The sequence below is a fragment of the Aminobacterium sp. UBA4908 genome (genome assembly GCF_002398115.1).
GTDB classification, from domain to species: Bacteria; Synergistota; Synergistia; order Synergistales; family Aminobacteriaceae; genus Aminobacterium; species Aminobacterium mobile.
Window position 1 is genome coordinate 46,555 of the sequence record NZ_DHCG01000005.1, and the last position, 22,587, is coordinate 69,141.

The window sequence follows — 22,587 nt, forward strand, 5'->3', positions numbered from 1 at the left end:
TTTTATGCTCTGCGCTTTTTTCATCATGATGGTGATAGGGTTCCCTCTCTATCTTTCGTTGTTGGGGGCGGCCTTTCTGGGCGTCGTTGTTTTAGGGGATTGGTCTCTTTGCCGTGTTATTGCTCAGCAATTCTATGGCGGTATGGATGTCTTTTCCCTCATGGCCATCCCGTTCTTTATTTGGACAGGAATTCTTATGAACCGCTCTGGTCTCACTGACCGTCTTCTTGATTTAAGTCGACTTTTGGTAGGGTCAGTACGGGGAGGACTTGGCTACGTGAACGTGGTGGGTGGCATTATTCTCGCAGGTGTTAATGGTTCTGCTGCTGCAGATGCTTCGGCACTAGGATCCATACTTATTCCAGCCATGATTAAAGATGGTTTTTCCCCTGCTTATTCGGCTGGTCTGACAGCGAGTAGTTCTTTAATAGGTCCTATTATTCCCCCGAGTATTTTTATGGTTATTTACGCCACCATGACAAATACATCTATTGGAGGACTTTTTGCTGCCGGCATTCTCCCGGGGATCGTACTCGGTGGTGCCTTTATGATTATGAACTATTTTTATTCCATAAAACATGGAATGCCTGTTTCTGATTTTAGAGAGATTCGTTCTCAAGGAAAAGAGATTTTACGGCGTTCCTGTATTGGTTTGGTGGCTCCCCTCATTATTATTGGCGGTATTGTAACAGGAATTGTAACACCCACAGAGTCTGGAGCCTTAGGAGTGGCTTATTGCATAGTGGCTGGTTCCCTTTACACTCGAAAATTGACATGGAGAGACATAGGGGAATCTATTTATGAAACGGTCCGTATGACGAGCTCCATCTTTTTGATTATGGGGGCGGCGACGGTGATTGGCTGGATATTGAAGTGGGAGCAGGTTCCCCAACGTTTTGCGGGTATGGTGATACAATCGGGTCTCATAGAAAACCCTTGGCTCCTTATGATGGTCCTCTCTGCTATTATTTTCCCTATTGGCATGTTTATGGAAGAGGTCTCGACGTTGACGCTTCTCACCCCTATCTTTGCACCTCTTGCTGCAAAGGCCGGCATTGATCCCCTCCATTTTGGCGTGGTAATGACATTGAATGTAACCATTGCCCTTATCACTCCTCCTATGGGGGCGTGTAATTATATAGTGGCTGCTGTTGGTGGAGTTGAATTGGGAGATGTCTTCAAATATATATGGCCCTTTATAGGGGTGGCATTGCTTGTGCTGTTGCTCATCATTACGTTCCCTTCTATAACGACCCTTATCCCGCGTCTTCTCGAACTGTCATGAAAAATAAAAATCCGTCGTGCCCATTTTAGAGGAATGCGACGGATTTTATATTCTTATGAATATCGAAATTTATTTCGGAATGATACTAACGATATTTCCCCTTTAATGTTCCCATACAGATGCTACTTGCAAAATACAGAGGCAAGTACTCCTGCTACCAAGAGAGCAGGCAACATATTGGCCACTCTGAAACGACGAATGTCCAGAATGGAAATGCCGAGAGCTATGAGCATGAGTCCCCCAGCTGCCGTTACTTCGTTAATAATTGCTTCTGATAGATAGGGCTGAAGATGCCCGGCAAGAAGAGTTATTCCCCCTTGATAGAGAAGGACAGGAATAGATGCTATAAGGACTCCGCTTCCCAAAGATGCAGAAAGAGCGATAGAAGATATGCCATCCATAAAAGATTTAGTGATAAGCAAGTTGGGGTAGTGTCCTAACCCTTCTTCTATTGCCCCCAGAATCGCCATGGATCCCATGCAAAAGAGCAGACTCGCCGTGAGAAAACCTTGAGCGACACTCTCGCCACTTGTTCGGAATTTCTCGCTGATCCTCTCTGAAAATCGGCTAAATGCCTTGTCCAGATTGATTGCCTCTCCAATCAAGGCGCCTCCGACCATGCTAAAAATAAGGATCAGAAAGTTCGATGTCTTCTGGGCCATAAAGAAACCGAGGAAAAGGGTGAAGAGACCCAGAACCTGGAAAGCCATTTCAATATAACGCTTAGGCAGGCGAGAGCGAAGTAAAAGCCCGGCAATACTTCCTGCTATAACGGCTACGCTATTAATAATGCTTCCTGCAGCTGGTATGTTGCCCCAAAATAGGCTCAAAATAAATTAATCCCTTTCTTCTCTAAAGAATGGTTGCCCCAGAGAGGAAGGTGCTCCAAACAGAATCCCCTTCCCTTGACTTACAGAGATAAAAAATAATACCACAATTGTCAATATATAAGGAAGCATCATGAGCAACGGAGTAGGGATACTGGTTCCGGCAGCTTGAAGGCGAAGCTGGAAGGCTTCTACTCCTCCGAAGAGATATGCTCCCAAAGCTGCCCTCATAGGGTTCCAGATAGCAAAAATAACAAGAGCCACAGCGATCCATCCGCGACCGGCAGTCATAAGCTCTGCCCACATTTTTGTGTATGCTATAGACATATAGGCTCCACCTACTGCGACAATACCGCCACCAATAAGGGTGTAGAGGTACCGCGTTTTATCTACGCTAATGCCCATGGCATCAGCTGCCTGCGGGTTATCTCCTACCGCTCTTAGATTTAATCCGTTGCGAGTACGAAGAAAAAACCAATAAAGAAAAAACACTAATATGAAAGAACCATAAATAAGGGCATCGTTGTTAAAGAGAACGGGCCCAATAATAGGTATTTGGGATAGGCCGGGCAAGGGAATTTTATTAAGCCCTTCAATAGTGAATCCTATATATGAGCGACCAAGAAGGGAGCTTGCACCAGTTCCAAACATAGTAAGAGCCAGACCGCTTACGACCTGATTCCCCTTCATTGTAATAGAAATGAAGGCATGGATGAGAGATAACAATGCGCCTACGACAAAAGCCATGACCACTCCAAGCCAAGGGCTGCCCAAATGGTATGTGACAGCAAAGCCCGTATAAGCACCTACGAGCATAATGCCTTCTAACCCTAGATTAAGAATTCCTGCCTTTTCTGTAACAATTTCTCCCAGAGTGGCATAGAGAATAGGCGTACCACTTCGCACGGCTGCGGTAAGAATAGGAATAAGAATCTCCATATTAATTGTCTCCCCTCGAAACAAGACGCACTCGATATTTTCTGAAAAATTCCCCGCCGAGAACAAAGAAAAGAAGTAACCCCTGTAAAACGAGTATGCTCGACAGAGGGAGCCTCATCACTATTTGAAGGGTTTCTCCCCCTACAAGCATAGCTCCTATCAGGAAAGAAACGAGTAAAACCGCTAAGGGATTCAATCTTGATAGCCACGCTACGATAATGGCAGTATACCCAAATCCAGCAGAGAAACCATGTTGAAGCCTCCCTTGGAGCCCAGCTATTTCACACATGCCTGCCAACCCGGCCAGGGCACCAGATATGAACATAATAATTAATACGTTCTGAAGATAATTGATTCCAGCAAAACTGGCTGCTCTGGGATTTTCTCCAATAACGCGAATCTCATATCCCCATCGAGTCCATTTCAGAATAGCCCAGAAGAGCATGGCAAAAACAATCGCTATTAAGAAGCCGAGATGTACTCGGGTATTCCCATAAAGGGGCAAACGAGCAGCATCTGGGAAAGGGGCTGTCATGGGAAAACCGAGGCTGGCTGGATCTCGCCAGGGACCATACACAAAGAAATCTACCAAATGGATGGCGATGTAGTTGAGCATAAGAGTTGTAATGATCTCATTGACATTCCAACGAGCCTTGAGATATCCGGCAAATGCAGCCCATATTCCACCAGCACAAGCTGCTGCCGCAAACATAATCCAAAACATGATAAAAGGCTGATCTACAAAGGCGTAGCGTACTGCTGCTGCTGTGGCAAGAGCCCCCATGAAAATCTGGCCTTCCGCCCCAATATTCCAAATAAGCATTTTAAAAGAGAGAGTTACAGCCACTCCTGCTATGGAAAGGGGGATAGCCTTCACTATGGTTTCCGTAAAGCCGTATGCATCTCCTAATGAAGCCTTGAACATGGAGGAATAGGCTTGTAGTGGAGATACTCCAAGAAAATAAAGGAAAATACCCCCAGAGAGAAGGGCAAGAGATATTGCCAACAGAGGGATAGCGACAGCAAACCAACCGGGGGTGGAAAGTCTCTTTTCTACTCTAAAATATTTCATGGAACTAAACCTCTTTCAAAAGGAATTGAAGAGGGGTCCCAGCCATCATGAGTCCTATCTTTTCGGGAGTCGCCTCTCCTGGATTATCGAAAATGCCCATGATTTCACCTTTAAAGATTACTGCTAATCTATCACTGAGAGAGAGAAGTTCTTCAAGATCTTCTGATACAAGGAGAATAGCAGTTCCTCGATCGCGTTCGTGTAAAATCTGTTGTCTGACAAAATGTGTTGCAGCCACGTCGAGACCCCATGTAGGATGAACGGCAACCAGCGCTTTGGGCGCATCGCTTAGTTCCCTTCCCAACATGAGTTTTTGCAAATTTCCACCAGATAAATTTTTCACCGGTGTCTCTACAGATGGAGTACTGACACTGTATTTTTTTACAAGATCTATTGCTTGCTTAAAAACCACTTTCCAATTGATCAAAAGACCTCGTGCGACAGGTTTTTTCCAATATTTTTTGAGAATAGAATTCTCTTTAATATCCATATTGGGGACGAGTCCTGTGCCTTTGCGGTCGGCAGGTATATAGCGCATCCCACTGGAAATAAAAGATTTTGGAGTTTGATTCTCCAGCTCCTTATTATTCATTATAATGTGCCCTGACTCAACAGGACGGAGCCCTACCAGTGCTTCGCAAAGTTCATGTTGTCCATTTCCGGCGATGCCAGCAAGGCCTAAAATCTCCCGTTCTCGAATAGAAAGTGAAAGATTGCGGACAGCAGTAATTCCTCGATCGTTTAGAATAGAGATTTTTTCGGCTTTTAGCACGGATTCCCCAGGAGCCTGACTTCTTTTATTTATAGTAAATGCTATTTTTCGCCCCATCATGAACTCTGCGAGCTCTTCCTTAGATGTATGAGATGTTTGTACAGTTCCAGTTTTTTCTCCTTTACGGAGAACTGTAATTCTGTCAGAGAGAGAGAGGACTTCGTCGAGTTTGTGGGATATAAAAACGATACCATGACCTTCCGCTGTCATCTGTTGAATAGTTTTAAAAAGATTGAGAGATTCTTGTGGCGTCAATACAGCTGTAGGTTCGTCAAGAATCAAAACCTTTGCTTTTCGGAAAAGCATTTGTAATATGGCAACTCGTTGCTGTTCCCCGATTGAAAGTTGCCATATTTTAGCGTCAGGATCTACTTCCAAGCCATATTGAGACGAGATGTTCCGAATTTTTTCACGGATTTCATTTCGAGGAAGAATATATGGAAGATCCTCCAAACCGAGAATCATATTCTCCCAAACAGTCTGGCTTGGGACAAGCATAAAGTGTTGATGAACCATCCCAATACCGGCTGCGATAGCATCTTTGGGAGACATAAAAGTGTAAGGGGTCCCTTTAATGAAAATATGTCCAGCATCAGGCCGATAGAGCCCATAAAGTATATTCATCAATGTAGACTTCCCGGCCCCATTTTCTCCAAGGAGGGCATGGACTTCCCCTGACAATACATCAAAATCAATCTCTCGGTTGGCGGTTACCCCTGCAAAGGCTTTGGTAATACCTTGCATTTCTACGAGTGGAGGAACAGCCTTTTCTTTGTTCATAGCTCCCTTTCCTTTCTTTCAAAAAAAAGAGGGCGCCACAAAAGCGCCCTCCCTAATCTTTGAAGTGTTTATTTAGGAATATCTCCCTTTACACCTTCAACGAACCAGCTCATGGAGAGCTTGTCTGCATCAGAAATCGATTGCCCAGCTTCAACTTTTATTGTACCGCTCTGATCTTTAATAGGACCATCAAAAACATCCCATGTGCCAGAAATTATTTTCTCTTTCTCTGCTTCTACAACGGCCTTAACCTCTTCTGGAACATCTTTCCCATAGGGAGCAAGCTTGACCATGCCTTCTTTTAATCCCCACCAAATGTCCTCAGATTCCCATGTGCCGGTAGTGACCTGCTCCATCACGTGCTTATACACAATTCCCCAATCCCAAATAGGAGCTGTAAGGTGTTTTGTGGGGGCATATTGGCTCATGTCATTGTTGTATCCTACCACATAAACCCCGGCCTCTTCCGCTGTTTGAGGAGCGGCTCCGCTATCTGCATGCATCCCAATAACATCGGCCCCAGAGTCGATAAGAGCCTTCGTGGCTTCCTTTTCTTTACCGGGGTCAAACCAAGAGAACAGCCAAACTACTTTTACCACAGCTTCAGGATTCACTTTCCGAACGCCAAGAGTAAAAGCATTAATGGCACGAATTACTTCCGGAATAGGATGAGCAGCAACAAAGCCTACAACGTTACTCTTTGTCATTTTTCCTGCCACCAAACCAGAAAGATATCGAGCTTGATACATTCTACCAAAATAAATACCTACATTATCAGCTCTTTTATACCCGGAGCAATGCATAAAGACAACATCAGGATGTTTTTTCGCTACTTCTTGTACAAAATCCATATATCCAAAGGAAGTGGCAAAGATAACTTTTGATCCATTTCTTATAAAGGTTTCCATAACTCTGGCAGAATCAGGGCCTTCTGGTACTGACTCGACAAAACTGGATTTTACTCCAGGAAAGGCTCCTTCCATTTCTTTTCGTCCCTGATCATGCATATACGTCCATCCGCCATCACCTACAGGACCAATATAGACAAAACCAGGGTTTGTTTTTTCCGCGGGGATAGCCTCCATAGCAAATGCCGTTCCGCAGAGGACCATGCTGAGCGCCAGTAATGCTACCACAAACTTTCTTCTCATTTAGATGCCCTCTCTTTCCATAATTTTTATAATAGAAATACTAGTTTAAAAAGACTTTGACCCTTACAATTATACTGTTTTAAGAATAAAAGGAAAGGGTTTAAAAAGAAGAGACGAAAGAATGGGTATCCATTTTGGAATAAAAACGTGTAATATATCTATGATTTCTTAGTGTCGGGGAGGCATCTGTTATGGGTAGTGAAGATCGGTATCATAAAACATTTCCCGTTTCGTGGGATCAGCTTCACCGCGATTGTAAGGCTCTTGCGTGGAGGCTTTTGTCAAGAAAATGGGACAAAATCATAGGTATAGCTCGAGGCGGCCTTATTCCTGCAGCTATTATTGCGAGAGAGCTTAATATTCGTGTTGTAGATACAGTTTGTATATCAAGCTATACCCTTCGGACTCAAGGGGAGGCCCATATCCTGAAGAAGATCGAGGGTGATGGAGAAAATTGTCTTATTATCGATGATCTTGTGGATACGGGGAAAACCGCTCAGGTTGTGCGGAAAATGCTTCCGAAAGCGTACTTTGCTACGGTATATGCGAAACCGGAAGGGTGTTCTTATGTAGATACCTATATTACTCAGGTAAGCCAAGATACATGGATCCTCTTTCCATGGGATGCGGAGACGGCGTATTCCACCCCTCTTGTGGACAGAAGTTCGGAAGAGTCCTCCTTATAGAAAAAAATAGGGATAGGGCTCTTTGGAAACACCAAAGAGCCGGGGAGGCGGGAATATTCCTTTAGGCTTTCACATTCAGGTTTTGACCGAGGCCCATGCTCTCAAAGAGCTGGGCCATCATTTTCTCCTGAAGCTCCGCTACGTTTTTAAGCGTGTAGGTTTGGGTAGCCATAAGTATGTTTTGACAAACTTCTTGGGCTTTTACACTTTGTACTGCGTTGACTATATCCATCTATATTCACCTCCCAAGGAAATCCCGCCTTTTTATATATCGGAGATTCCCTTGAATAGATGTAGAATACATGTAGGCTTTTTATTAGAGGGGGTGGAGTGTAGGTGCTCTATATGAAGTTTGCCGTACCTTTTGTTCTTTGGGCTTGGGTTTTATCCAGTACGTATGCTCGTTATGTTGTTCCCCAAGTGGCGAATCTCTATGCCTCCCTTGAGAGATTAGAAGAGGGAAGGGGGAACTCTGCTCTTTTTCCAAAGGTTATTGTTTTTTCCATTAAGATTGTTCTTACCTTCGTCCAAATGTATGTGCTCTCTACATGGTCTGCTTATTCGGTATTGAGAACTCTTCGCTTTGTACAATCACCAGATATTAAAAAATGGATCTGTTATCTTTTGGCCTTTCTTATTTGTGAAGGAGCTTTAGGTGTGGTTGCCAGAAGAGAGGAATATCGAGGCTTCCTATCTATTGTTCACTCTGCTATGGCTATGGGGCTTTTTGTTATTTTTGCTTTCAACCCTTCTTTGATGAAAGACACATACCCATGGCTTATTCGAGCCATGGGGGTGGATTTCTGATAAGAACATGGTTGAGTCTTAGCCAAGGGAGCTACTGTGAATATAAAAATCCAGCGAGAAGCGTTTCGAGACAGTCCTCTCGCTGGATTTTTTGTGTAGTTACTTTAGTGAATCTATTGATATATTCAATATTTTTCGTGGAAAAATGTCTGAACTACGCTTTATTGTACGTATGAGAAGGTACCATTCCCTTTCCCGAAATGCTCGAAAATAATAAGTCCTATTTTGGAGCATAACTCTACCCCCATCATTCGGCTGGAGAGATCTTTAGTGAGGATCGTTACGATGACAGGTGTTTCTGTTCCATGGAAAAAAATTCCTGCATCATGCTCAGATCCAGGAAGCTCTCCTGTTTTATGAGCAAGGAAACCTTCAATGTCGTCCACATCGTTGAAGGGAATTAATGAAGGAAGCTTGGAGTTCAATTTCTGAAGGGTCATGAGTTCAAGCATTCTTTCCCTCAATGACGCTGGAAGTTTTGGGGATGTCAGCATTATTTCCAAGAGAGAAGCCATGTCTTCTGGGGTTGTGTAGTTGTCTTTCCCTTCCTTTTTCGCTTCAAAATCAAGCATTTTTCTGCCTAAGATCGTTTTATGCAGACCGAGGTCTTTTATCTCATTGTTGATCCTGTCTTTTCCCAGTCGGTCAATCACAAGATTTGCAGCAGTGTTGTCGCTCACAGATATCATTAAGAGAGCGAGGTCTTCAAGTCGCAACAGAGCTCCTTCTCTATATTTATGGAGTATCCCCCCATCGACTTTATCTTCGTTTTTAAGCATAAGTGTGTCGTCAAGAGATAACTTTCCGGAATGAGCCGCCATAAAAAGGGTCCAGAGCACAGGTAACTTGATGAGACTCGCTGAAGGGAATACCTCGCCTCCATTTACAGACATTTTAACTTTGCCCTGCACGTCTTTTATTACAACTCCGGCAGTTCCCTTGAAGGATTCGGGCGCAAGTGTTTTCTGTACTTTCTCTTGCCAGGTCATTTTACATCGCCACGATAATGGCTCGAATAACGACATAAATAACGGTACAAAGAACGATGAGCCATCCATTGCAAAGCACGGATTTAAGATCATCGGATCTGGCAAGGCCCATCTGCCCCTGCATATCTCCTTCCGGCACTGCAAAAGATGTCATTTGCGAGCCGACGAGAAGGACTACTACCCACAATGTCATGGGGATATTCAACGATTGAACTAAGGGAGCAAACATTTTGTTGATAACCTCAGCCTGAGCCACAGCCGCGCCAGGAACGCCAAATATGCCTACGAGTGTTGACAACGTTATAAAACCGACAGTGCCGCTTCGATTGACCAAAGGTTCCAACATGGTTGCAAGAGCTTGGAAGGCGCCAGTGTCTGAAATAAAAGTGATAAAGGGGTCCAAAAGAACAAAGAAGAAGAAAAGCCAAATGAGGCCCCTGGCCCCTTCGCATACAGATTCTATAATTTCTGTTATTTTGAGACGGCCAGCAATGCCTGTTAAAAGAGAAGCGAGGATCATGACAGCCACTACAAAAGTAGACCCTCCTTCTATATAAATTCCATATCCTACTGTACAGAGCATTGTAACGAGGAAGGCGACAGTTGCCTGCTTTACATGAGAATTTGATCCTAAATCATGAGAGGAAGTTTTTTCCATGTCTTCCTCTGTGTATCGAACCTTCCCGAAGGTCTTTTTTTGAACTTTCGATGCCCAAAAGAACGTAACAATCCACATGATAATGGAAATTGGCAAGCCTGCATTTACGAGAACCTGGGGGTAAGAAAGCCCGGTAAACTCCATGAGAGCTACCATCGGTGGAGTGAAAGGTCCAAGAAAAAGCCCGGAAGCGCCTGCTCCATGAAGCAAAACAGCCATAGCGCTAGGTGTAACTCCAACAGAAGCTGCGATAGGAATAAGGATAGGGGCTAAAATAGCGTTTCCGCCTGCGAGAGTTCCAAGAAGGCTGACAATAAAAACGGAACAGACCATGGTGACTAAAAAGGCTTTTCGGGGGGAGTTGACATTCATCCTTCGCGTAACCATATGTACAAGTTCTTTCACAACCCCCGTTCTTTTTAGAACATGCCCCAATCCGCCGCCAAGTAAAATTATGAGTCCAATATACCCTAGGAAGGAACCGAGTCCGCCTCGAATCCCTTGCGCAATGTCCATAATCCCATGATGTCCTATTATCGCTGCTACAATAATACCAGCCGAAACGGCAAATATCTGACCAAAAGGACTGAAACACAATACGATATATACAAGAAGAGGAATAAGACCTAAAAGACTTCCATTTCCCATTATGATAACCTCCTTTTAATCCAACGAGTGAAAACAATACGTTCCTGATTAATTCCACGCAATGTCAGGAATGATAGTGACTCCTATCCCAAACCCTTCGCCAGGTGTAATTACAGGCCCTACAAAGTGTGCTCCGCCAAGATTCAGTAAAGAAGAACATAAAAGTGGACCGTCTATATCTATACGAGTTACATTTGATTTTGAAAGGGCGAGATGAACTGCGGCACTTGCGCTAACCTGGCCTTCTAGCATACTGCCCAGCATAACTTCGGCACCAAATATTTCCGAAATAGCGATAATTTTCATAGCATTGGCGAGTCCGCCGCATTTCATCAGCTTAATATTAACCATATCAGCAGCCTTGCTTCTGAATATTTCTAAAGCGTCTTTGGGAGACCAAATACTTTCATCAGCTACGACAGGAATGCACGTATTCGCTGTTACATGAGCCATCCCCTCCAGATCTTCTGCTTTTACAGGTTGTTCCACAAGTTCGATGTCAAAACCGGCATCTTCCATACTTCTTAGGATGCGGACTGCTTCTGAAGGCTGCCATCCTTGATTGGCATCAATACGTACTTTAACTTCACAACCTACAGCTTCCCGTATTGCTCGTATGCGCTCGAAATCTTTTCCTGTTTCTTTCCCTACTTTAATTTTAAGAACTCTATACCCTAGATCCACGGCATTAATAGCATCTTTTGTCATTTCATCGGGATCGTTTACGCTTATTGTAATATCAGTTTCGATATACTCTCTGTGACCTCCCAGAAGTCGGTATAGTGGAGCTTTGAGGCTTTTTCCCCATATATCGAAAAGTGCCATATCCAACGCTGCTTTTGCGCTCGTGTTCCCGACGATAGATTCTTGTAAAACCTTTAAGTTCCCTTCAAGATCATCCCCGTCTCTTCCTATAAGAGAAGGACGAATATGGTCCTCGATAGCACCTAAAATAGCACCGCTAGTATCTCCCGTAATCTTTCCGGTAGGAGGTGCTTCTCCAAAACCTACTACGTCAGAATCTGTTTCTATCTTTATCACTACATCAGCAATAGAATCTACAGTACGAACAGCGGTTTTAAAAGGTTTTTTAAGCGTGAGAGACATGATTCCTGTTTGAATAGACGTGATTTTCATATATCTCGCTCCGATCTTTCTCTTAATAGATTATTCTTCTTTGCGAGCCCCACATAGAGTCGTGGCATTCCTTTAACACGTTCTTATCCCATATTGAAAACTCCCCATATATTATTTATATCAATTCTCATCCCCCTTTTTTCAAGAACAAAAAAGCAGGTATCTCCCCCTACAAAGAGGGAAACACCTGCTGGATTTCATCTTCAATGCTGACCGTGTCTTTCGGTCAGGCCGATAGACGAAGCAGCTTATTTATTTTCTGAAATAGGATTAATCCAAAAACAACTTGTTAAGTTGGGTCTATATCGACAATAAGTATATCTATTATTAAAAAATTTTCAAGCTATAAAAATCGTCAGAAAATCCCGTCCAGGTTGCTATCCTTTATGTAAAATTTCAAGAAGGGCTTTTGTGAAAAAAGGCAGATCTGCTGGTTTTCTACTTGTGATGATTCGATCAGAAATAACAACCTGTTCGTCTACCCACTGGGCCCCAGCGGCCTTCATGTCATCTTTGATGCTTGGAAAAGATGTAACTTTTTTCCCTTGGAGTATTCCTGCGGAAACGAGCAAGCTCCCTCCATGGCAAATGCTTGCAATAATACCACCGACCTTATAAATTTCATGAACAAGAGCAACAATGTCTGCTGACATCCTCAGCTTATCAGGGGCCCATCCGCCAGGTATTACAAGAGCCTTGGGCATATTGTCCATAATTGTTTGGGCTGTGTATGTAACATCAACAGTAGTTTCATATTTCCCTGTATAGCGATGAGGAGCTACAGGCGCTACGGCTATAGGAGCGTACCCTTCCTCTACGAGTCGATAAAAAGGGTACCAGTACTCTAGATCGTTAAAACCATCTTCTACAAGGATGACTACTCCTTTTCCTGTCAATTTTGTCCTCTCCTTTCCTCTTTTCTATATGTTACAATTTTTGCATCTATTATACTGTTCTATTTCGGAGGGGTGCCGGGGTAAAATGATCATTGATCCTCATCCGGAAGGACCTATTGGAAAAATTTTTGAACAATTTTGGGATTCCATGGGCAGAAGTCCATCTCCTCCTCTTTTGATGAGTGACTATGATGGTACTTTAGCTCCTTTTGTGATGGAACGGGAGAAAGCCTTTCCTTGGCCTGGAATGACAGCATGTATTTCTCGCATAGTGGAGGCTGGCGGCATCGTCGTTTTGATATCTGGGCGAGATGCGAGGGACGTAGGGAGACTTTCTGGCCTTGTAGGAAAAGTTGAAATATGGGGAAATTATGGCAGAGAGCGTGTATTCCCTGATGGTACAGTATTTCAGATACCCCTTGATCCTTCTCAAAAAGAGGGTTTAGAGACGGCCGTTAAAATAGTTGAACAAGAGGGTATCTTGCATTGGATCGAAAAGAAAGAAATGTCTGTAGCTCTTCATTGGCGAGGAAGGGACTGTCGGTTTTATGCGAGGCAGATTGAAAATATTTGTCTAGGTTGGGAAAGTATATGCCGACGCTTTCGTCTCGTTATTTCTCCTTTTTGTGGAGGAATAGAAGTTACTGGTCCAGATATCCACAAAGGAGTGGTGGTGAAAGCTCTTTTAGAGGAGCATCCGAGCTCCGTCTCCGCTTATCTTGGAGACGATGTTTCCGATGAAAAAGCTTTTGCCGCAATGAGAGGGAAGGGGCTTTCTGTTCTTGTAACAGCAGAGGAGAGGGAAACCGAAGCCCTTGTACAGCTATCTCCACCTGGCGAAGTAACGAGCTTCCTTAACAGATGGTGTGCTTGTCTGGCAAGGAGAAGGGGGGCTAGCTATGGATAAATGGGTGGGGAAACGCGTGGTTGTAGTTTCAAACCGTTTGCCCGTTGTTTTGAGGAAAAACAGAGAAGAGTGGGTAGTAGATCCTGGCGCTGGAGGGCTTGTAACAGCCCTTTCTCCAGTATTGAGAAGCCGAGGGGGTCTATGGATAGGTTGGACAGGTTGTAAAGAAGAGATCGGATCTGAGAAGTTGCGGTATATTTTAGAGCCAGTCTCTCGTCGATCTGGTTTTCAGATAATAGGGGTACAGCTTGAAGAACTGGAAATAGAAGGATATTACCACGGTTTTTCCAATTCGGTGTTATGGCCCCTTTTCCATGATTTAGAGACAAAATGTTCTTTTTCCCCCCATTTTTGGGAGTTGTACCTCCAAGTTAATCATAAATTTGCTAAAATTGTTGCTGAAAATACTCGACCTGAAGATCTTATATGGGTCAATGATTATCAGCTTATTCCTTTAGCTGAAAGTTTCAAGAAAATAGGGGTTAAACGGCAATGTGTTTTCTTTTTACATATTCCGTTCCCTCCTCCGGATGTATTTATGAAACTCCCATGGCGAGTAGCGATAATGGAAGAATTACAACAATATACTTTCCTTTGTTTTCAAACTCACCGGGATCGTAAGAACTTTATCAATTCTATGAAGATTCTCTATCCGTCGAGTCATATAGAAGGTCGTGGTATGCTTGTTTCCCTTAATACAGGTATACATCAAATGAAAATAGGCAATCTACCAGCAAGTATCGACTATAAGGCTTTTTGCGACTTAAGTAAAAGAAAAAAAGTTGTAGATAGAGCTCTGAAAGTTCGGCAGGCCGCAGGGGGAAGGCACCTCTTTCTTGGCGTCGATAGATTAGATTACACAAAAGGTGTTCCAGAAAAACTTCGGGCATTTTCCCGGGCTCTTGAGAAATATAGTACGTTGCAGGATAAAATTATGCTTTTACAGGTGTTGGTCCCTAGCCGAGAAGGCATATACGAATACCGGAACCTCCGAGAAGAAATAGAAGAACTGGTTCGCGTTGTTAATAGGCGTTTTTCTACAGATATATGGACCCCCATTACTTATCAGTATACATCAGTTTCCCAAGAGGAGTTAGCAGCTTTATATCATGCTACAGATACGGCTCTCGTTACTTCTTTGAAAGACGGCATGAATCTCGTGTGTAAAGAATATTGTGCTTGCCATTCCAGTAATGGAGGATCCCTTATATTAAGTGAATTTGCCGGGGCGGCTTGTCAGATGAGAAAGGGAGCTCTTCTGGTGAATCCTTACGACGTAGAAGGTGTAGCCGATACCATCTATTACGCAGTGATTATGAGCCTATGCGAGAGAAAATCGCGCATGACAATTTTGAAAAATAATCTTAGAAAACATGATGTATACTGGTGGGGAGAGAAGTTTTTGCTTGGTGCATGGGGGGATTTTTAAGCGTAGATGAAGTGAGGGTGGTGAAATAGAATGAGAATCAGGGATAGCGAGACGATTCGTGCCATTTTGGGGCGTCGAAGCATTCGTCGTTTTGAGGAGAGGCTGGTAGAAAAAGAAAAAATAGAGCTTCTTGTTGAATGTGGATGTGCGGCTCCCAGTGCGGCTAATAGCCGTGCTCGTCACTTCGTGGTAGTAACGGACAGAGAGCTTCTTAATCGACTGGCAGAGGATCATCCCTACGGCAAAATGCTCTTTGAAGCTCCTTTGGCTATAGTTGTATGCGGAGACCCCGAAAAAAGTGATTTTGCTCATCGATACTGGGAAGAGGATTGCTCCGCTGCCATGCAGAATATTCTCGTTGCAGCCCATGCCATTGGTCTTGATGGAGTATGGCTTGGTGTTCGTCATGCTCCTGGCAAGGAGGAATCTATTCGAAAAATTTTATCAATACCCAATCACATAGCAGTGTTGGGTATTGCGGTTTTGGGGTATGGTAAAGAAAAAAAGGAACCTCATCAAGGGATAGATCAGGGCGCTTTGCATATGGAACGGTGGTAGACATTTTTATCATCGATAAAGGAGTTGGTTGACTATGGAGAGAAGAGAGCATCCCGTTATTCAAAATATTTTAGGCCGTCGGAGCATTCGTAAGTTTACATTGACCCCTACAGAGCCTGGCGTTGTCCATATCCTTCTTGAGTGTGCTTTTGCGGCTCCAAGTGCTCATAACAGGAGGCCGTGTCGATTTATAGTGATACAGAGAAGGGAAATATTAGACCAGTTGTCGGTTGCTCATGATTCAGGGAAAATGTTGGCAGAAGCACCCCTTGCTATTGCAGTTTGCGCCGATACGTCTCTCTATCCGGAAGGGGATACAGCTTGGATAGAAGATGGAGCGGCAGCGTTGGAGAACATGTTATTAGCAGCCAGAGCATTAGGTCTTGAGGGTGTCTGGTTAAAAGTTATGGGACGACATCCCCGGGAAGAGCGAGTTTGTCCTATTTTGAAGGTGCCCGCTCATATAAAAGTGATCGGAATCGCAGCCCTCGGATATCCAGCAGAAGAAAAAGCACCTCATCACGGAATAGATAATAATGCAGTTTATAAAGATTGCTGGGGAGGCGAAAAGTAAATTTTCGGCATGCAAATCCTAAAGAAGAGCAGAGCTTCTTCTTTAGGATTTTTCGCCATGCTGTTGAGACGTGTTAAAATGTTATAGTTTGTCATTTATGTTTATAAGCTCTTTTAAAAGGAACTTTATTTGGAGGTAAGAAGTATATGGATGAGAGAAAAGGTGAGCCCCTATTTGGGAAAGTAATTCCTCTCCCCTTAGTGGAAGAAATTAAACATAGCTATCTTGATTATGCCATGAGTGTCATAGTGGGGAGGGCTCTTCCTGACGCCCGGGACGGGCTTAAACCTGTTCAAAGAAGGATCCTTTATGCAATGATGGAACTCGGCCTTCGCCATTCCTCATCGTATAAGAAATCTGCTCGTGTGGTTGGAGAAACCATGGGTAAGTATCATCCCCATGGAGACGCTGCTATTTATGAAACCATGGTGCGTATGGCTCAGGATTTCAGTATGCGCTATCGCCTTGTGGATGGACAGGGTAACTTTGGCTCCATCGATGGAGATCCAGCAGCTGCTATGCGATATACTGAAGCGCGGCTTTATGAAATCGGAGAGCTTATGCTTGCGGACATCGATGAAAACACGGTAGACTGGGGACCAAATTTTGATGAATCCCTACAGGAACCCCTCTATTTGCCGGCCATGCTCCCCAACTTGCTTATTAATGGTAGCTCGGGAATAGCAGTAGGTATGGCAACGAACATCCCTCCTCATAATCTGAGTGAAGTTATAGATGCCCTTGAGTATCTTATCGACACGGATCCGGAAAATGTAGATCTTGGAGAAATTTTGCTTCGTATGCCAGGCCCTGACTTCCCTACGGGTGGAGTTATTTTGGGGAGAGAAGGCATTATTGAAGCCTATCAAACTGGGCGCGGCAAGCTGATTACGCGCGGTAAAACAGAGGTGGAGGAGGGGAAACGAGGAAAAACATCTGTAGTAATTACCGAGATCCCCTATATGGTCAATAAGACCAATCTCATCGAAACTATCGCCAAAAACGTTCAGGATAAGCATATAGATGGGATAACAGATATTCGGGATGAATCTGACAGAGAAGGGCTTCGCATTGTTTTGGAGATCAACAAAGATACTGACCCGAACTTGGTCTTGCGGCAGCTCTATCGTCGGACTCAGCTTCAGAGTACTTTCGGAGTAATTAATCTAGCCTTAGTAGACGGGCATCCTCGGGAGCTTCCGATTATAGAAATGCTCTCTATTTTCCTTAATCATAGACGCAACGTCGTTAGAAGAAGAACTCAATTCCGTCTCGAAAAGGCTCAGGCCAGGGCACATATCGTGGAAGGCCTAGTGAAGGCCCTTGATATTATTGATGAAGTTATTGCTCTCATAAGGGGCTCTAAAACTACAGATGAGGCGAGGAAGGGACTTATAGAAAAGCTAGGTTTTTCAGAGCCTCAGGCCCAGGCAATTCTTGATATGCGCCTTCAGAGGCTTACAGGGTTAGAGCGAGAGAAACTTGAAACGGAGTTAGCGCAGCTTCTTTCTGATATAGAGAGATTCCAGTCTATTTTAGGGAACCCTAAAATCCTAGACGCAGTAATAAAAGAAGAGCTTCTTGATCTTAAGAAGCGCTTTGGAGATGAAAGAAAGACTGAAATTATCGAAGCATTCGAGGAGCTTTCTTTAGAGGATCTAATTCCTGAAAGTGACATCGTTGTAGTTCTTTCTCAGGATGGATACCTGAAAAGGAAAGATCTTGAAGAATACTCCCTCCAAGGGCGGGGAGGGAAAGGCAGAAAGGGAGCGACTCTTCAGGAAGAAGATGAAATAGCCTTAGTGGCCGTAACGGAAACTCATCAAGATATTTATCTCTTTACCTCCATGGGGAGGGTTTTTGCCCTTCGAGGCTATATGATTCCCGAGTCGAAGAGTGGGCGCGGGAAGATGGTAAACCGCTTTATTGCTCTTGAAGAGGGAGAACGTGTAGTGGCCATGCATGGACGTGCGGTGGAAGGAGCGCAGTATGCCTTTTTTATCACCAAAAAAGGCACGGCAAAACGTCTGGATCTCAGTGAACTCAAAAACTTGACACGGGCAGGACGAAGAGTGTTGGGGTTGGATGAGGGAGATGAGATAGCCCAGATAGTCCTCACTTCCGGCGAAGATCATTTGCTGATTGTTACGGCTCAGGGTCAGGCACTTCGAGTTGAGGAGAGTGAGTTTCGCCCGATGGGAAGAGCTGCTCGGGGCGTGAGAGGCATCCGACTTGCGAAAGGCGATTATGTCATTGGTTGCGATAGGGTTTTTGATAATCGCTGGCCCTTGCTTTTGAGTGAAAAGGGTGTTGGAAAACGTACGCACTACGACGAGTTTATGCTTCGACATCGGGGCGGCCTTGGCGTTAAGGTTATGAATCTCTCTGAAAAGACAGGGCTCATTGTAGGATGTTGGAGCGTCGCTGAAGAGGATGAGATTATTGCTATTACTAGCCGCGGTCGGATGATTCGTCTTGCTGTGGCAGAGACGCCGGTTTTAGGTCGAACCGCGAGAGGAAGCATTATGGTGAGACTTGACGAAGGAGATACAGTAGCAGATGCGAGTGTTGTTTCTACTACGGAAGATGGGGATACTTCTATATGATCGCTCGTGACGGTTGGCCCACTATAACTTTTGCCGCTCTCTTAACAGGAGCCAGTTTTATGATATCTCCGTGGATGGCTGGAATAATGGGAGGGGTTCTGGCTTTGATGGTGTGGTTTTATAGAGACCCGGAACGAACTCTTCCAGAAGAAAAAGAGGGATGGGTGTCTCCGGCAGATGGCAAAGTAGTGGAGATAGAAGAGGCTTTTCATCCCTATACAGGATCGGTCTTAAAGATAGGTATTTTTATGTCCCCTTTAGATGTACATGTAAACAGAGTACCTCAAAAGGGAACAGTAGATTATTTAGAATATGTTCCTGGTAAAAAGTGGATGGCTTTCGCTCCGAAGGCTTCAGAAGAAAATGAGCGCATGTATATTGGTCTCCATACAGACCGGGGGCCAGTGCTTTTAGTTCAAATCGCCGGTTTTTTGGCACGTCGCATTGTTTGTCGTCTTGAAAAAGGGCAGCACTTAGTTCGAGGAGAACGTTTCGGGATGATTAAGTTAGGGTCTAAAGTTGACGTATACCTGCCCAAGAGTGTAAAGTCGTCTGTATATATCGGCCAGAAAGTAAAGGCTGGTAAATCTGTTTTGGGAGTGACGGCGAAAAATGAAAATGATTAAAAAACGGCATCTTTCTTTTCGCGAAATAGCCCCTAATATGGTCACGAGTGGAAATTTACTCTGTGGCATGCTGTCACTGATTCTTTCTTTTCACGGGAAATATGTCCCAGCTGCGTGGTTGGTTTTTTTTGCAGTGTTCTTCGATTTTATGGATGGACGCGTCGCCAGAAGTCTTGGGGGCGGAAGTCAGTTTGGAATGGAATTTGATAGCTTGGCTGATGTTGTGAGCTTCGGAGTAGCACCTGCGTTTCTGATGTATGTTACGTCTCTTCAGGGCTTTGCAGGCGTCACGGGGGGGCTTGCTGTTTGCTTTTTTGCTCTCTGCGGAGCTCTTCGACTCGCTCGTTTTAATGTGGTTCATGTTCCTGGCCCTTTTCAGGGACTTCCCATTCCAGCAGGAGGACTTTTTCTCGCTTCTTTTGTGATTGCTGGTTTTTCTCTTCCTTCTTATGTGGCAGCGGCTTTGGCGGTAACTACTGGTGTGCTTATGATTTCGAGTGTTCCTTACGGGAATTTAAAGGGGCTTCGTAAAGGGAACAGCAATAAGAAAAAGTTTTTCTTTTTAGGTTTTGTTGCTTTGGCTCTTATTGTAACTCTCCATACCTCAGCCCCTCTGGCGGCTATTTCTATTTATGTCGTGAGCGGGTTGCTTCATTTTGATTGGGGAAAGTGGCTCTCTTTACAGGAGGAAGATCCATTGAAGGAGAGAGTATAGGCAAAGGGTAAAAAACAGACGCAAAAGTATGCTTTTTATACGGGGGAGCTCACATGGAGCTGAGAGGAAAGCCGGCGTGCTTTCGACCCTTACTACCTGATCCGGATAATGCTGGCGCAGGGAGCTTTTATAAGGAGGAGTTCGCCGTTGCAGGCGGGGCTCCTCTTTTATTTTTTGGGAGGTGCTCTTTTTGGTATTGTATCGTGGTAACGCACTTACTATTGCAGGTAGCGACTCAGGGGGTGGAGCTGGAATTCAGGCAGATTTGAAAACTTTTGCAGCTCTCCATGTTTTTGGCATGTCTGTTATCACAGCGGTAACGGCGCAAAATAGCCTTACAGTTACGGATATCTTCAATCTTCCAGAGGAAAATGTAGAGGCGCAGTTGAAGGCAGTCCTTTCTGACTTTACTGTAAACGCTGTCAAGACGGGGATGCTCAGTCGAAAAGAGATTATTGGTGTAACATGTGAAGCTCTAAAAAACTATCAAATTTCGAACGTTGTAGTTGATCCTGTTATGATTTCTCAAAGTGGGGTGACCCTTATTGCAGAAGAGGCAATTACGGCCATGCAAGAGCAGCTTCTTCCACTTGCCCTGCTTGTAACCCCCAATATGCCGGAAGCAGCCAAGTTAAGCGGTATAGATGTCAACACTCAAGAGGATATGGAAAGAGCTGCCAGAATTATTGCAGGACTTGGCCCCAAAGCAGTGCTTGTAAAGGGTGGTCATATGGAAGAAGATGAGGCGGGAGAGACAGTTGTAGATGTGCTTTTCAATGAAGGGAAGATTACAGTTTTTGAAGATTCTCGAATCAATACCCAGAATACGCACGGTACAGGCTGTACTTTGAGCGCTGCTATTGCTGCGGAATTGGCTGCGGGACGAGACCTTCTCGAAGCTGTTTCTTTAGGGCGACAGTATTTACGTCTGGCTTTAAGCCATAGTTTTAAACCAGGTCATGGATGGGGACCTTTAGGTCACGCTGTAAGGCCTTCTTGGGTTGTCGATTCGCATGATACGGAGTGATTCTAGGTATTCGATTTCAGGACTGATGTCTGTCTGGTCGAATCTAAAAAAGAAAAAACCATTAGTCTACCAGCTGAGCAATATGGTAGCAGCATCTCTTCAGGCTAACGTTTGTTTGGCTTCCGGAGCTTCTCCAGTCATGTCTTTATGCAGAGATGAAGCAGGAATCTTTGCAGCTCAAGCTGATAGCATTCTTATGAATGTGGGAACGCCCACATCAGAAAGCCTTATGGCGGCAGAAGCAGTCCTTGTGGCCTTATCTCAAACTCCCGAGCATAAGGCTTTGATCCTTGATCCAGTAGGTTATGGGGCTACTGACGTGCGAAGGGATTTTGTCCATCGTATTTTAGAGAGTGGGCATGTCTCTATAGTGAAGGGCAATAGTGGAGAAATGTGTCTTTTAGGTGGGGGAAAGGGCGTTGTTCGAGGAATAGATGGGGCGGCTCAAGGGGATGTGAAAAAAGCGCTCTCTCGCATATCTGAACAATATAATGTAGTTGCCGTGGCTACTGGTGAGATAGATGTTATCGTTTATGGGGAAAATACCTTTTCGGTTAAGGGCGGAAGCCATTGGTTGCCAGAGATAACGGGCAGTGGTTGTTCTGTAGGAACGATCATTGCTGGGTGTGCTGCTGTAACGAAAGATCCTCTTCTTGCCAGTTTGACTGGACTTATAGCTGTTTCCATAGCCTCGGAACGTGCAGAAAAAATAGAGTGGGTACGAGGCCCCGGTTCCTTTGGCTGTGCTTTTATAGATGAGATATATCGTCTATCCCCTCCCGATTTCTTCGACGCAGAGAGTCGATGGGAAGGGAGTAAGGAGAGATGTTTATGAAAAACATAATGGAAATGCTGAAGCTTTATGTCATTCCAGATAGAAAGATTGGAGCCCCTTTTTCTCTGGAAGAACAGACAGAAGCAGCTCTTCGTGGAGGTGCCACCTTAATTCAACTGCGAGATAAAGAAATGGAAGGACGTTGTCTTTTTGAAGTAGCGCAGTCTCTTAGAAAAATATGTCATTGTTATGGTACCCCTCTCATTATTAATGACCGTGTTGATGTGGCTTTAGCAGTTGGGGCAGATGGGGTTCATCTCGGTCAGGACGATCTTCCCCTTGAAGCGGTAAAACCCTTTGTTCCTGACTCCTTTATAGTGGGAGTTTCAGCTCATACAGTGGAAGAGGCGGAACAGGCTCTGGCCCTGGGTGCTTCCTACATTGGCATAGGCGCGGCCTATCCTACAGGAAGCAAAGTGGATGCGAAGGTGGTGGGGCCCTCTCGTATTCGAGAGATTATGAGAAAGGTGCCCATTCCGGCGGTAGCCATTGGAGGCATTACTATAGATAAAATTCCCGAAATAATGACGACTGGAGTTCAGGGGGTGGCCCTTATTTCAGCAGTAATAGGAGCCCCAAATATTCAGGCTGAGGCTCAAAAGATAATGTCTTTAATAGAAAAGAAATGAAGAGAGAGGGTGTTTCAAAACACCCTCTCTCTTT

General features: G+C 44.4%; 23 protein-coding genes and 1 riboswitch. Of the genes, 13 read left to right on the forward strand and 10 right to left on the reverse strand.

The features are described from left to right. Positions 1 to 4 precede the first annotated feature (4 nt). Entirely contained in the window at positions 5 to 1,285 is a 1,281-nt protein-coding gene (locus tag B4J50_RS06205) for a TRAP transporter large permease (RefSeq protein WP_286954003.1), read from the forward strand. A 122-nt stretch (positions 1,286 to 1,407) separates the two neighbouring features. On the opposite strand, the gene B4J50_RS06210 is transcribed toward B4J50_RS06205, so the two are convergent. From B4J50_RS06210 to B4J50_RS06230, 5 genes are all read right to left on the reverse strand, one after another. Further along, a complete protein-coding gene (locus B4J50_RS06210; protein WP_286846169.1) occupies positions 1,408 to 2,115 on the reverse strand; it encodes a DUF554 domain-containing protein in 708 nt (235 codons plus the stop codon). 6 nt (positions 2,116 to 2,121) lie between these two features. Then, positions 2,122 to 3,051, reverse strand: coding sequence for an ABC transporter permease (locus B4J50_RS06215; protein WP_286846168.1), 930 nt, complete (start codon positions 3,049 to 3,051; stop codon positions 2,122 to 2,124). A 1-nt stretch (position 3,052) separates the two neighbouring features. Then, the gene (locus B4J50_RS06220) at positions 3,053 to 4,123 is read right to left on the reverse strand and encodes an ABC transporter permease (RefSeq protein WP_024822904.1); all 1,071 of its coding nucleotides are present in this window, start codon (positions 4,121 to 4,123) and stop codon (positions 3,053 to 3,055) included. Positions 4,124 to 4,127: 4 nt separating this feature from the next. Beyond that, positions 4,128 to 5,675: an ABC transporter ATP-binding protein gene (locus B4J50_RS06225; protein WP_286954006.1), complete on the reverse strand. Its 1,548-nt coding sequence runs from the start codon at positions 5,673 to 5,675 to the stop codon at positions 4,128 to 4,130. Between the two features lie 68 nt (positions 5,676 to 5,743). Next, a complete protein-coding gene (locus B4J50_RS06230; RefSeq protein WP_286846164.1) occupies positions 5,744 to 6,826 on the reverse strand; it encodes a BMP family ABC transporter substrate-binding protein in 1,083 nt (360 codons plus the stop codon). 191 nt (positions 6,827 to 7,017) lie between these two features. Here B4J50_RS06230 and gpt point away from each other — a divergent pair, with 191 nt between their 5' ends. Further along, complete coding sequence (gpt, locus tag B4J50_RS06235; RefSeq protein ID WP_024822907.1) at positions 7,018 to 7,512, forward strand: xanthine phosphoribosyltransferase; 495 nt, start codon at positions 7,018 to 7,020, stop codon at positions 7,510 to 7,512. Between the two features lie 61 nt (positions 7,513 to 7,573). Here the strand turns inward: gpt and B4J50_RS06240 are convergent, their stop codons facing one another. Then, positions 7,574 to 7,744: a hypothetical protein gene (locus B4J50_RS06240; protein ID WP_286846162.1), complete on the reverse strand. Its 171-nt coding sequence runs from the start codon at positions 7,742 to 7,744 to the stop codon at positions 7,574 to 7,576. Positions 7,745 to 7,848: 104 nt separating this feature from the next. Here B4J50_RS06240 and B4J50_RS06245 point away from each other — a divergent pair, with 104 nt between their 5' ends. Then, a complete protein-coding gene (locus tag B4J50_RS06245) occupies positions 7,849 to 8,319 on the forward strand; it encodes a hypothetical protein (RefSeq protein ID WP_286846161.1) in 471 nt (156 codons plus the stop codon). Positions 8,320 to 8,480: 161 nt separating this feature from the next. Here the strand turns inward: B4J50_RS06245 and B4J50_RS06250 are convergent, their stop codons facing one another. From B4J50_RS06250 to B4J50_RS06265, 4 genes are all read right to left on the reverse strand, one after another. Beyond that, complete coding sequence (locus B4J50_RS06250; protein ID WP_286846160.1) at positions 8,481 to 9,308, reverse strand: serine hydrolase; 828 nt, start codon at positions 9,306 to 9,308, stop codon at positions 8,481 to 8,483. A 1-nt stretch (position 9,309) separates the two neighbouring features. Continuing rightward, entirely contained in the window at positions 9,310 to 10,614 is a 1,305-nt protein-coding gene (locus B4J50_RS06255) for a Na+/H+ antiporter NhaC family protein (RefSeq protein ID WP_286846159.1), read from the reverse strand. 48 nt (positions 10,615 to 10,662) lie between these two features. Next, entirely contained in the window at positions 10,663 to 11,751 is a 1,089-nt protein-coding gene (locus B4J50_RS06260; RefSeq protein WP_286846158.1) for a mandelate racemase/muconate lactonizing enzyme family protein, read from the reverse strand. Between the two features lie 377 nt (positions 11,752 to 12,128). After that, entirely contained in the window at positions 12,129 to 12,647 is a 519-nt protein-coding gene (locus B4J50_RS06265) for a type 1 glutamine amidotransferase domain-containing protein (RefSeq protein WP_286846156.1), read from the reverse strand. Positions 12,648 to 12,732: 85 nt separating this feature from the next. Here B4J50_RS06265 and otsB point away from each other — a divergent pair, with 85 nt between their 5' ends. From otsB to thiE, 10 genes are all read left to right on the forward strand, one after another. After that, entirely contained in the window at positions 12,733 to 13,554 is an 822-nt protein-coding gene (otsB, locus tag B4J50_RS06270) for a trehalose-phosphatase (protein WP_286846154.1), read from the forward strand. Further along, the gene (locus tag B4J50_RS06275; RefSeq protein ID WP_286846153.1) at positions 13,547 to 14,983 is read left to right on the forward strand and encodes an alpha,alpha-trehalose-phosphate synthase (UDP-forming); all 1,437 of its coding nucleotides are present in this window, start codon (positions 13,547 to 13,549) and stop codon (positions 14,981 to 14,983) included. Before otsB ends, B4J50_RS06275 begins: the two co-directional genes overlap by 8 nt. 30 nt (positions 14,984 to 15,013) lie before the next feature. Continuing rightward, positions 15,014 to 15,541: a nitroreductase family protein gene (locus B4J50_RS06280; RefSeq protein WP_286846152.1), complete on the forward strand. Its 528-nt coding sequence runs from the start codon at positions 15,014 to 15,016 to the stop codon at positions 15,539 to 15,541. Between the two features lie 34 nt (positions 15,542 to 15,575). After that, positions 15,576 to 16,115 (forward strand): nitroreductase family protein, encoded by a 540-nt coding sequence (locus tag B4J50_RS06285; protein WP_286846151.1) that lies wholly within the window; start codon positions 15,576 to 15,578, stop codon positions 16,113 to 16,115. A gap of 146 nt (positions 16,116 to 16,261) precedes the next feature. Next, on the forward strand, positions 16,262 to 18,721 hold the full coding sequence (gene gyrA, locus B4J50_RS06290; RefSeq protein ID WP_286846150.1) for a DNA gyrase subunit A: 2,460 nt from the start codon (positions 16,262 to 16,264) through the stop codon (positions 18,719 to 18,721). Next, positions 18,718 to 19,347, forward strand: a complete 630-nt coding sequence (locus B4J50_RS06295; RefSeq protein ID WP_024822918.1) for a phosphatidylserine decarboxylase family protein — start codon at positions 18,718 to 18,720, stop codon at positions 19,345 to 19,347. Before gyrA ends, B4J50_RS06295 begins: the two co-directional genes overlap by 4 nt. After that, positions 19,334 to 20,062: a CDP-diacylglycerol--serine O-phosphatidyltransferase gene (pssA, locus tag B4J50_RS06300; protein WP_024822919.1), complete on the forward strand. Its 729-nt coding sequence runs from the start codon at positions 19,334 to 19,336 to the stop codon at positions 20,060 to 20,062. Before B4J50_RS06295 ends, pssA begins: the two co-directional genes overlap by 14 nt. A gap of 31 nt (positions 20,063 to 20,093) precedes the next feature. Next, a riboswitch (TPP riboswitch) is annotated at positions 20,094 to 20,202 on the forward strand. Positions 20,203 to 20,252: 50 nt separating this feature from the next. Further along, positions 20,253 to 21,089, forward strand: coding sequence for a bifunctional hydroxymethylpyrimidine kinase/phosphomethylpyrimidine kinase (thiD, locus tag B4J50_RS06305; protein ID WP_286846146.1), 837 nt, complete (start codon positions 20,253 to 20,255; stop codon positions 21,087 to 21,089). Between the two features lie 25 nt (positions 21,090 to 21,114). After that, positions 21,115 to 21,924, forward strand: a complete 810-nt coding sequence (thiM, locus tag B4J50_RS06310; RefSeq protein ID WP_286954009.1) for a hydroxyethylthiazole kinase — start codon at positions 21,115 to 21,117, stop codon at positions 21,922 to 21,924. Further along, positions 21,921 to 22,553, forward strand: coding sequence for a thiamine phosphate synthase (gene thiE / locus B4J50_RS06315; RefSeq protein ID WP_286846143.1), 633 nt, complete (start codon positions 21,921 to 21,923; stop codon positions 22,551 to 22,553). Before thiM ends, thiE begins: the two co-directional genes overlap by 4 nt. The last annotated feature ends 34 nt before the right edge of the window (positions 22,554 to 22,587 follow it).

What these genes read in the sequence shown, in the direction of transcription:
- B4J50_RS06225 (WP_286954006.1), bottom strand. Translation starts at nt 5,675, where the DNA reads ATGAACAAAGAAAAGGCTGTTCCTCCACTCGTAGAAATGCAAGGTATT.
- thiM (WP_286954009.1), top strand. Translation starts at nt 21,115, where the DNA reads ATGTCTGTCTGGTCGAATCTAAAAAAGAAAAAACCATTAGTCTACCAG.
- B4J50_RS06240 (WP_286846162.1), bottom strand. Translation starts at nt 7,744, where the DNA reads ATGGATATAGTCAACGCAGTACAAAGTGTAAAAGCCCAAGAAGTTTGT.
- B4J50_RS06250 (WP_286846160.1), bottom strand. Translation starts at nt 9,308, where the DNA reads ATGACCTGGCAAGAGAAAGTACAGAAAACACTTGCGCCCGAATCCTTC.
- B4J50_RS06275 (WP_286846153.1), top strand. Translation starts at nt 13,547, where the DNA reads ATGGATAAATGGGTGGGGAAACGCGTGGTTGTAGTTTCAAACCGTTTG.
- B4J50_RS06205 (WP_286954003.1), top strand. Translation starts at nt 5, where the DNA reads ATGCTCTGCGCTTTTTTCATCATGATGGTGATAGGGTTCCCTCTCTAT.
- B4J50_RS06230 (WP_286846164.1), bottom strand. Translation starts at nt 6,826, where the DNA reads ATGAGAAGAAAGTTTGTGGTAGCATTACTGGCGCTCAGCATGGTCCTC.
- pssA (WP_024822919.1), top strand. Translation starts at nt 19,334, where the DNA reads ATGAAAATGATTAAAAAACGGCATCTTTCTTTTCGCGAAATAGCCCCT.
- B4J50_RS06260 (WP_286846158.1), bottom strand. Translation starts at nt 11,751, where the DNA reads ATGAAAATCACGTCTATTCAAACAGGAATCATGTCTCTCACGCTTAAA.
- B4J50_RS06255 (WP_286846159.1), bottom strand. Translation starts at nt 10,614, where the DNA reads ATGGGAAATGGAAGTCTTTTAGGTCTTATTCCTCTTCTTGTATATATC.
- gpt (WP_024822907.1), top strand. Translation starts at nt 7,018, where the DNA reads ATGGGTAGTGAAGATCGGTATCATAAAACATTTCCCGTTTCGTGGGAT.
- B4J50_RS06220 (WP_024822904.1), bottom strand. Translation starts at nt 4,123, where the DNA reads ATGAAATATTTTAGAGTAGAAAAGAGACTTTCCACCCCCGGTTGGTTT.
- thiE (WP_286846143.1), top strand. Translation starts at nt 21,921, where the DNA reads ATGAAAAACATAATGGAAATGCTGAAGCTTTATGTCATTCCAGATAGA.
- B4J50_RS06295 (WP_024822918.1), top strand. Translation starts at nt 18,718, where the DNA reads ATGATCGCTCGTGACGGTTGGCCCACTATAACTTTTGCCGCTCTCTTA.
- B4J50_RS06280 (WP_286846152.1), top strand. Translation starts at nt 15,014, where the DNA reads ATGAGAATCAGGGATAGCGAGACGATTCGTGCCATTTTGGGGCGTCGA.
- otsB (WP_286846154.1), top strand. Translation starts at nt 12,733, where the DNA reads ATGATCATTGATCCTCATCCGGAAGGACCTATTGGAAAAATTTTTGAA.
- B4J50_RS06215 (WP_286846168.1), bottom strand. Translation starts at nt 3,051, where the DNA reads ATGGAGATTCTTATTCCTATTCTTACCGCAGCCGTGCGAAGTGGTACG.
- gyrA (WP_286846150.1), top strand. Translation starts at nt 16,262, where the DNA reads ATGGATGAGAGAAAAGGTGAGCCCCTATTTGGGAAAGTAATTCCTCTC.
- B4J50_RS06285 (WP_286846151.1), top strand. Translation starts at nt 15,576, where the DNA reads ATGGAGAGAAGAGAGCATCCCGTTATTCAAAATATTTTAGGCCGTCGG.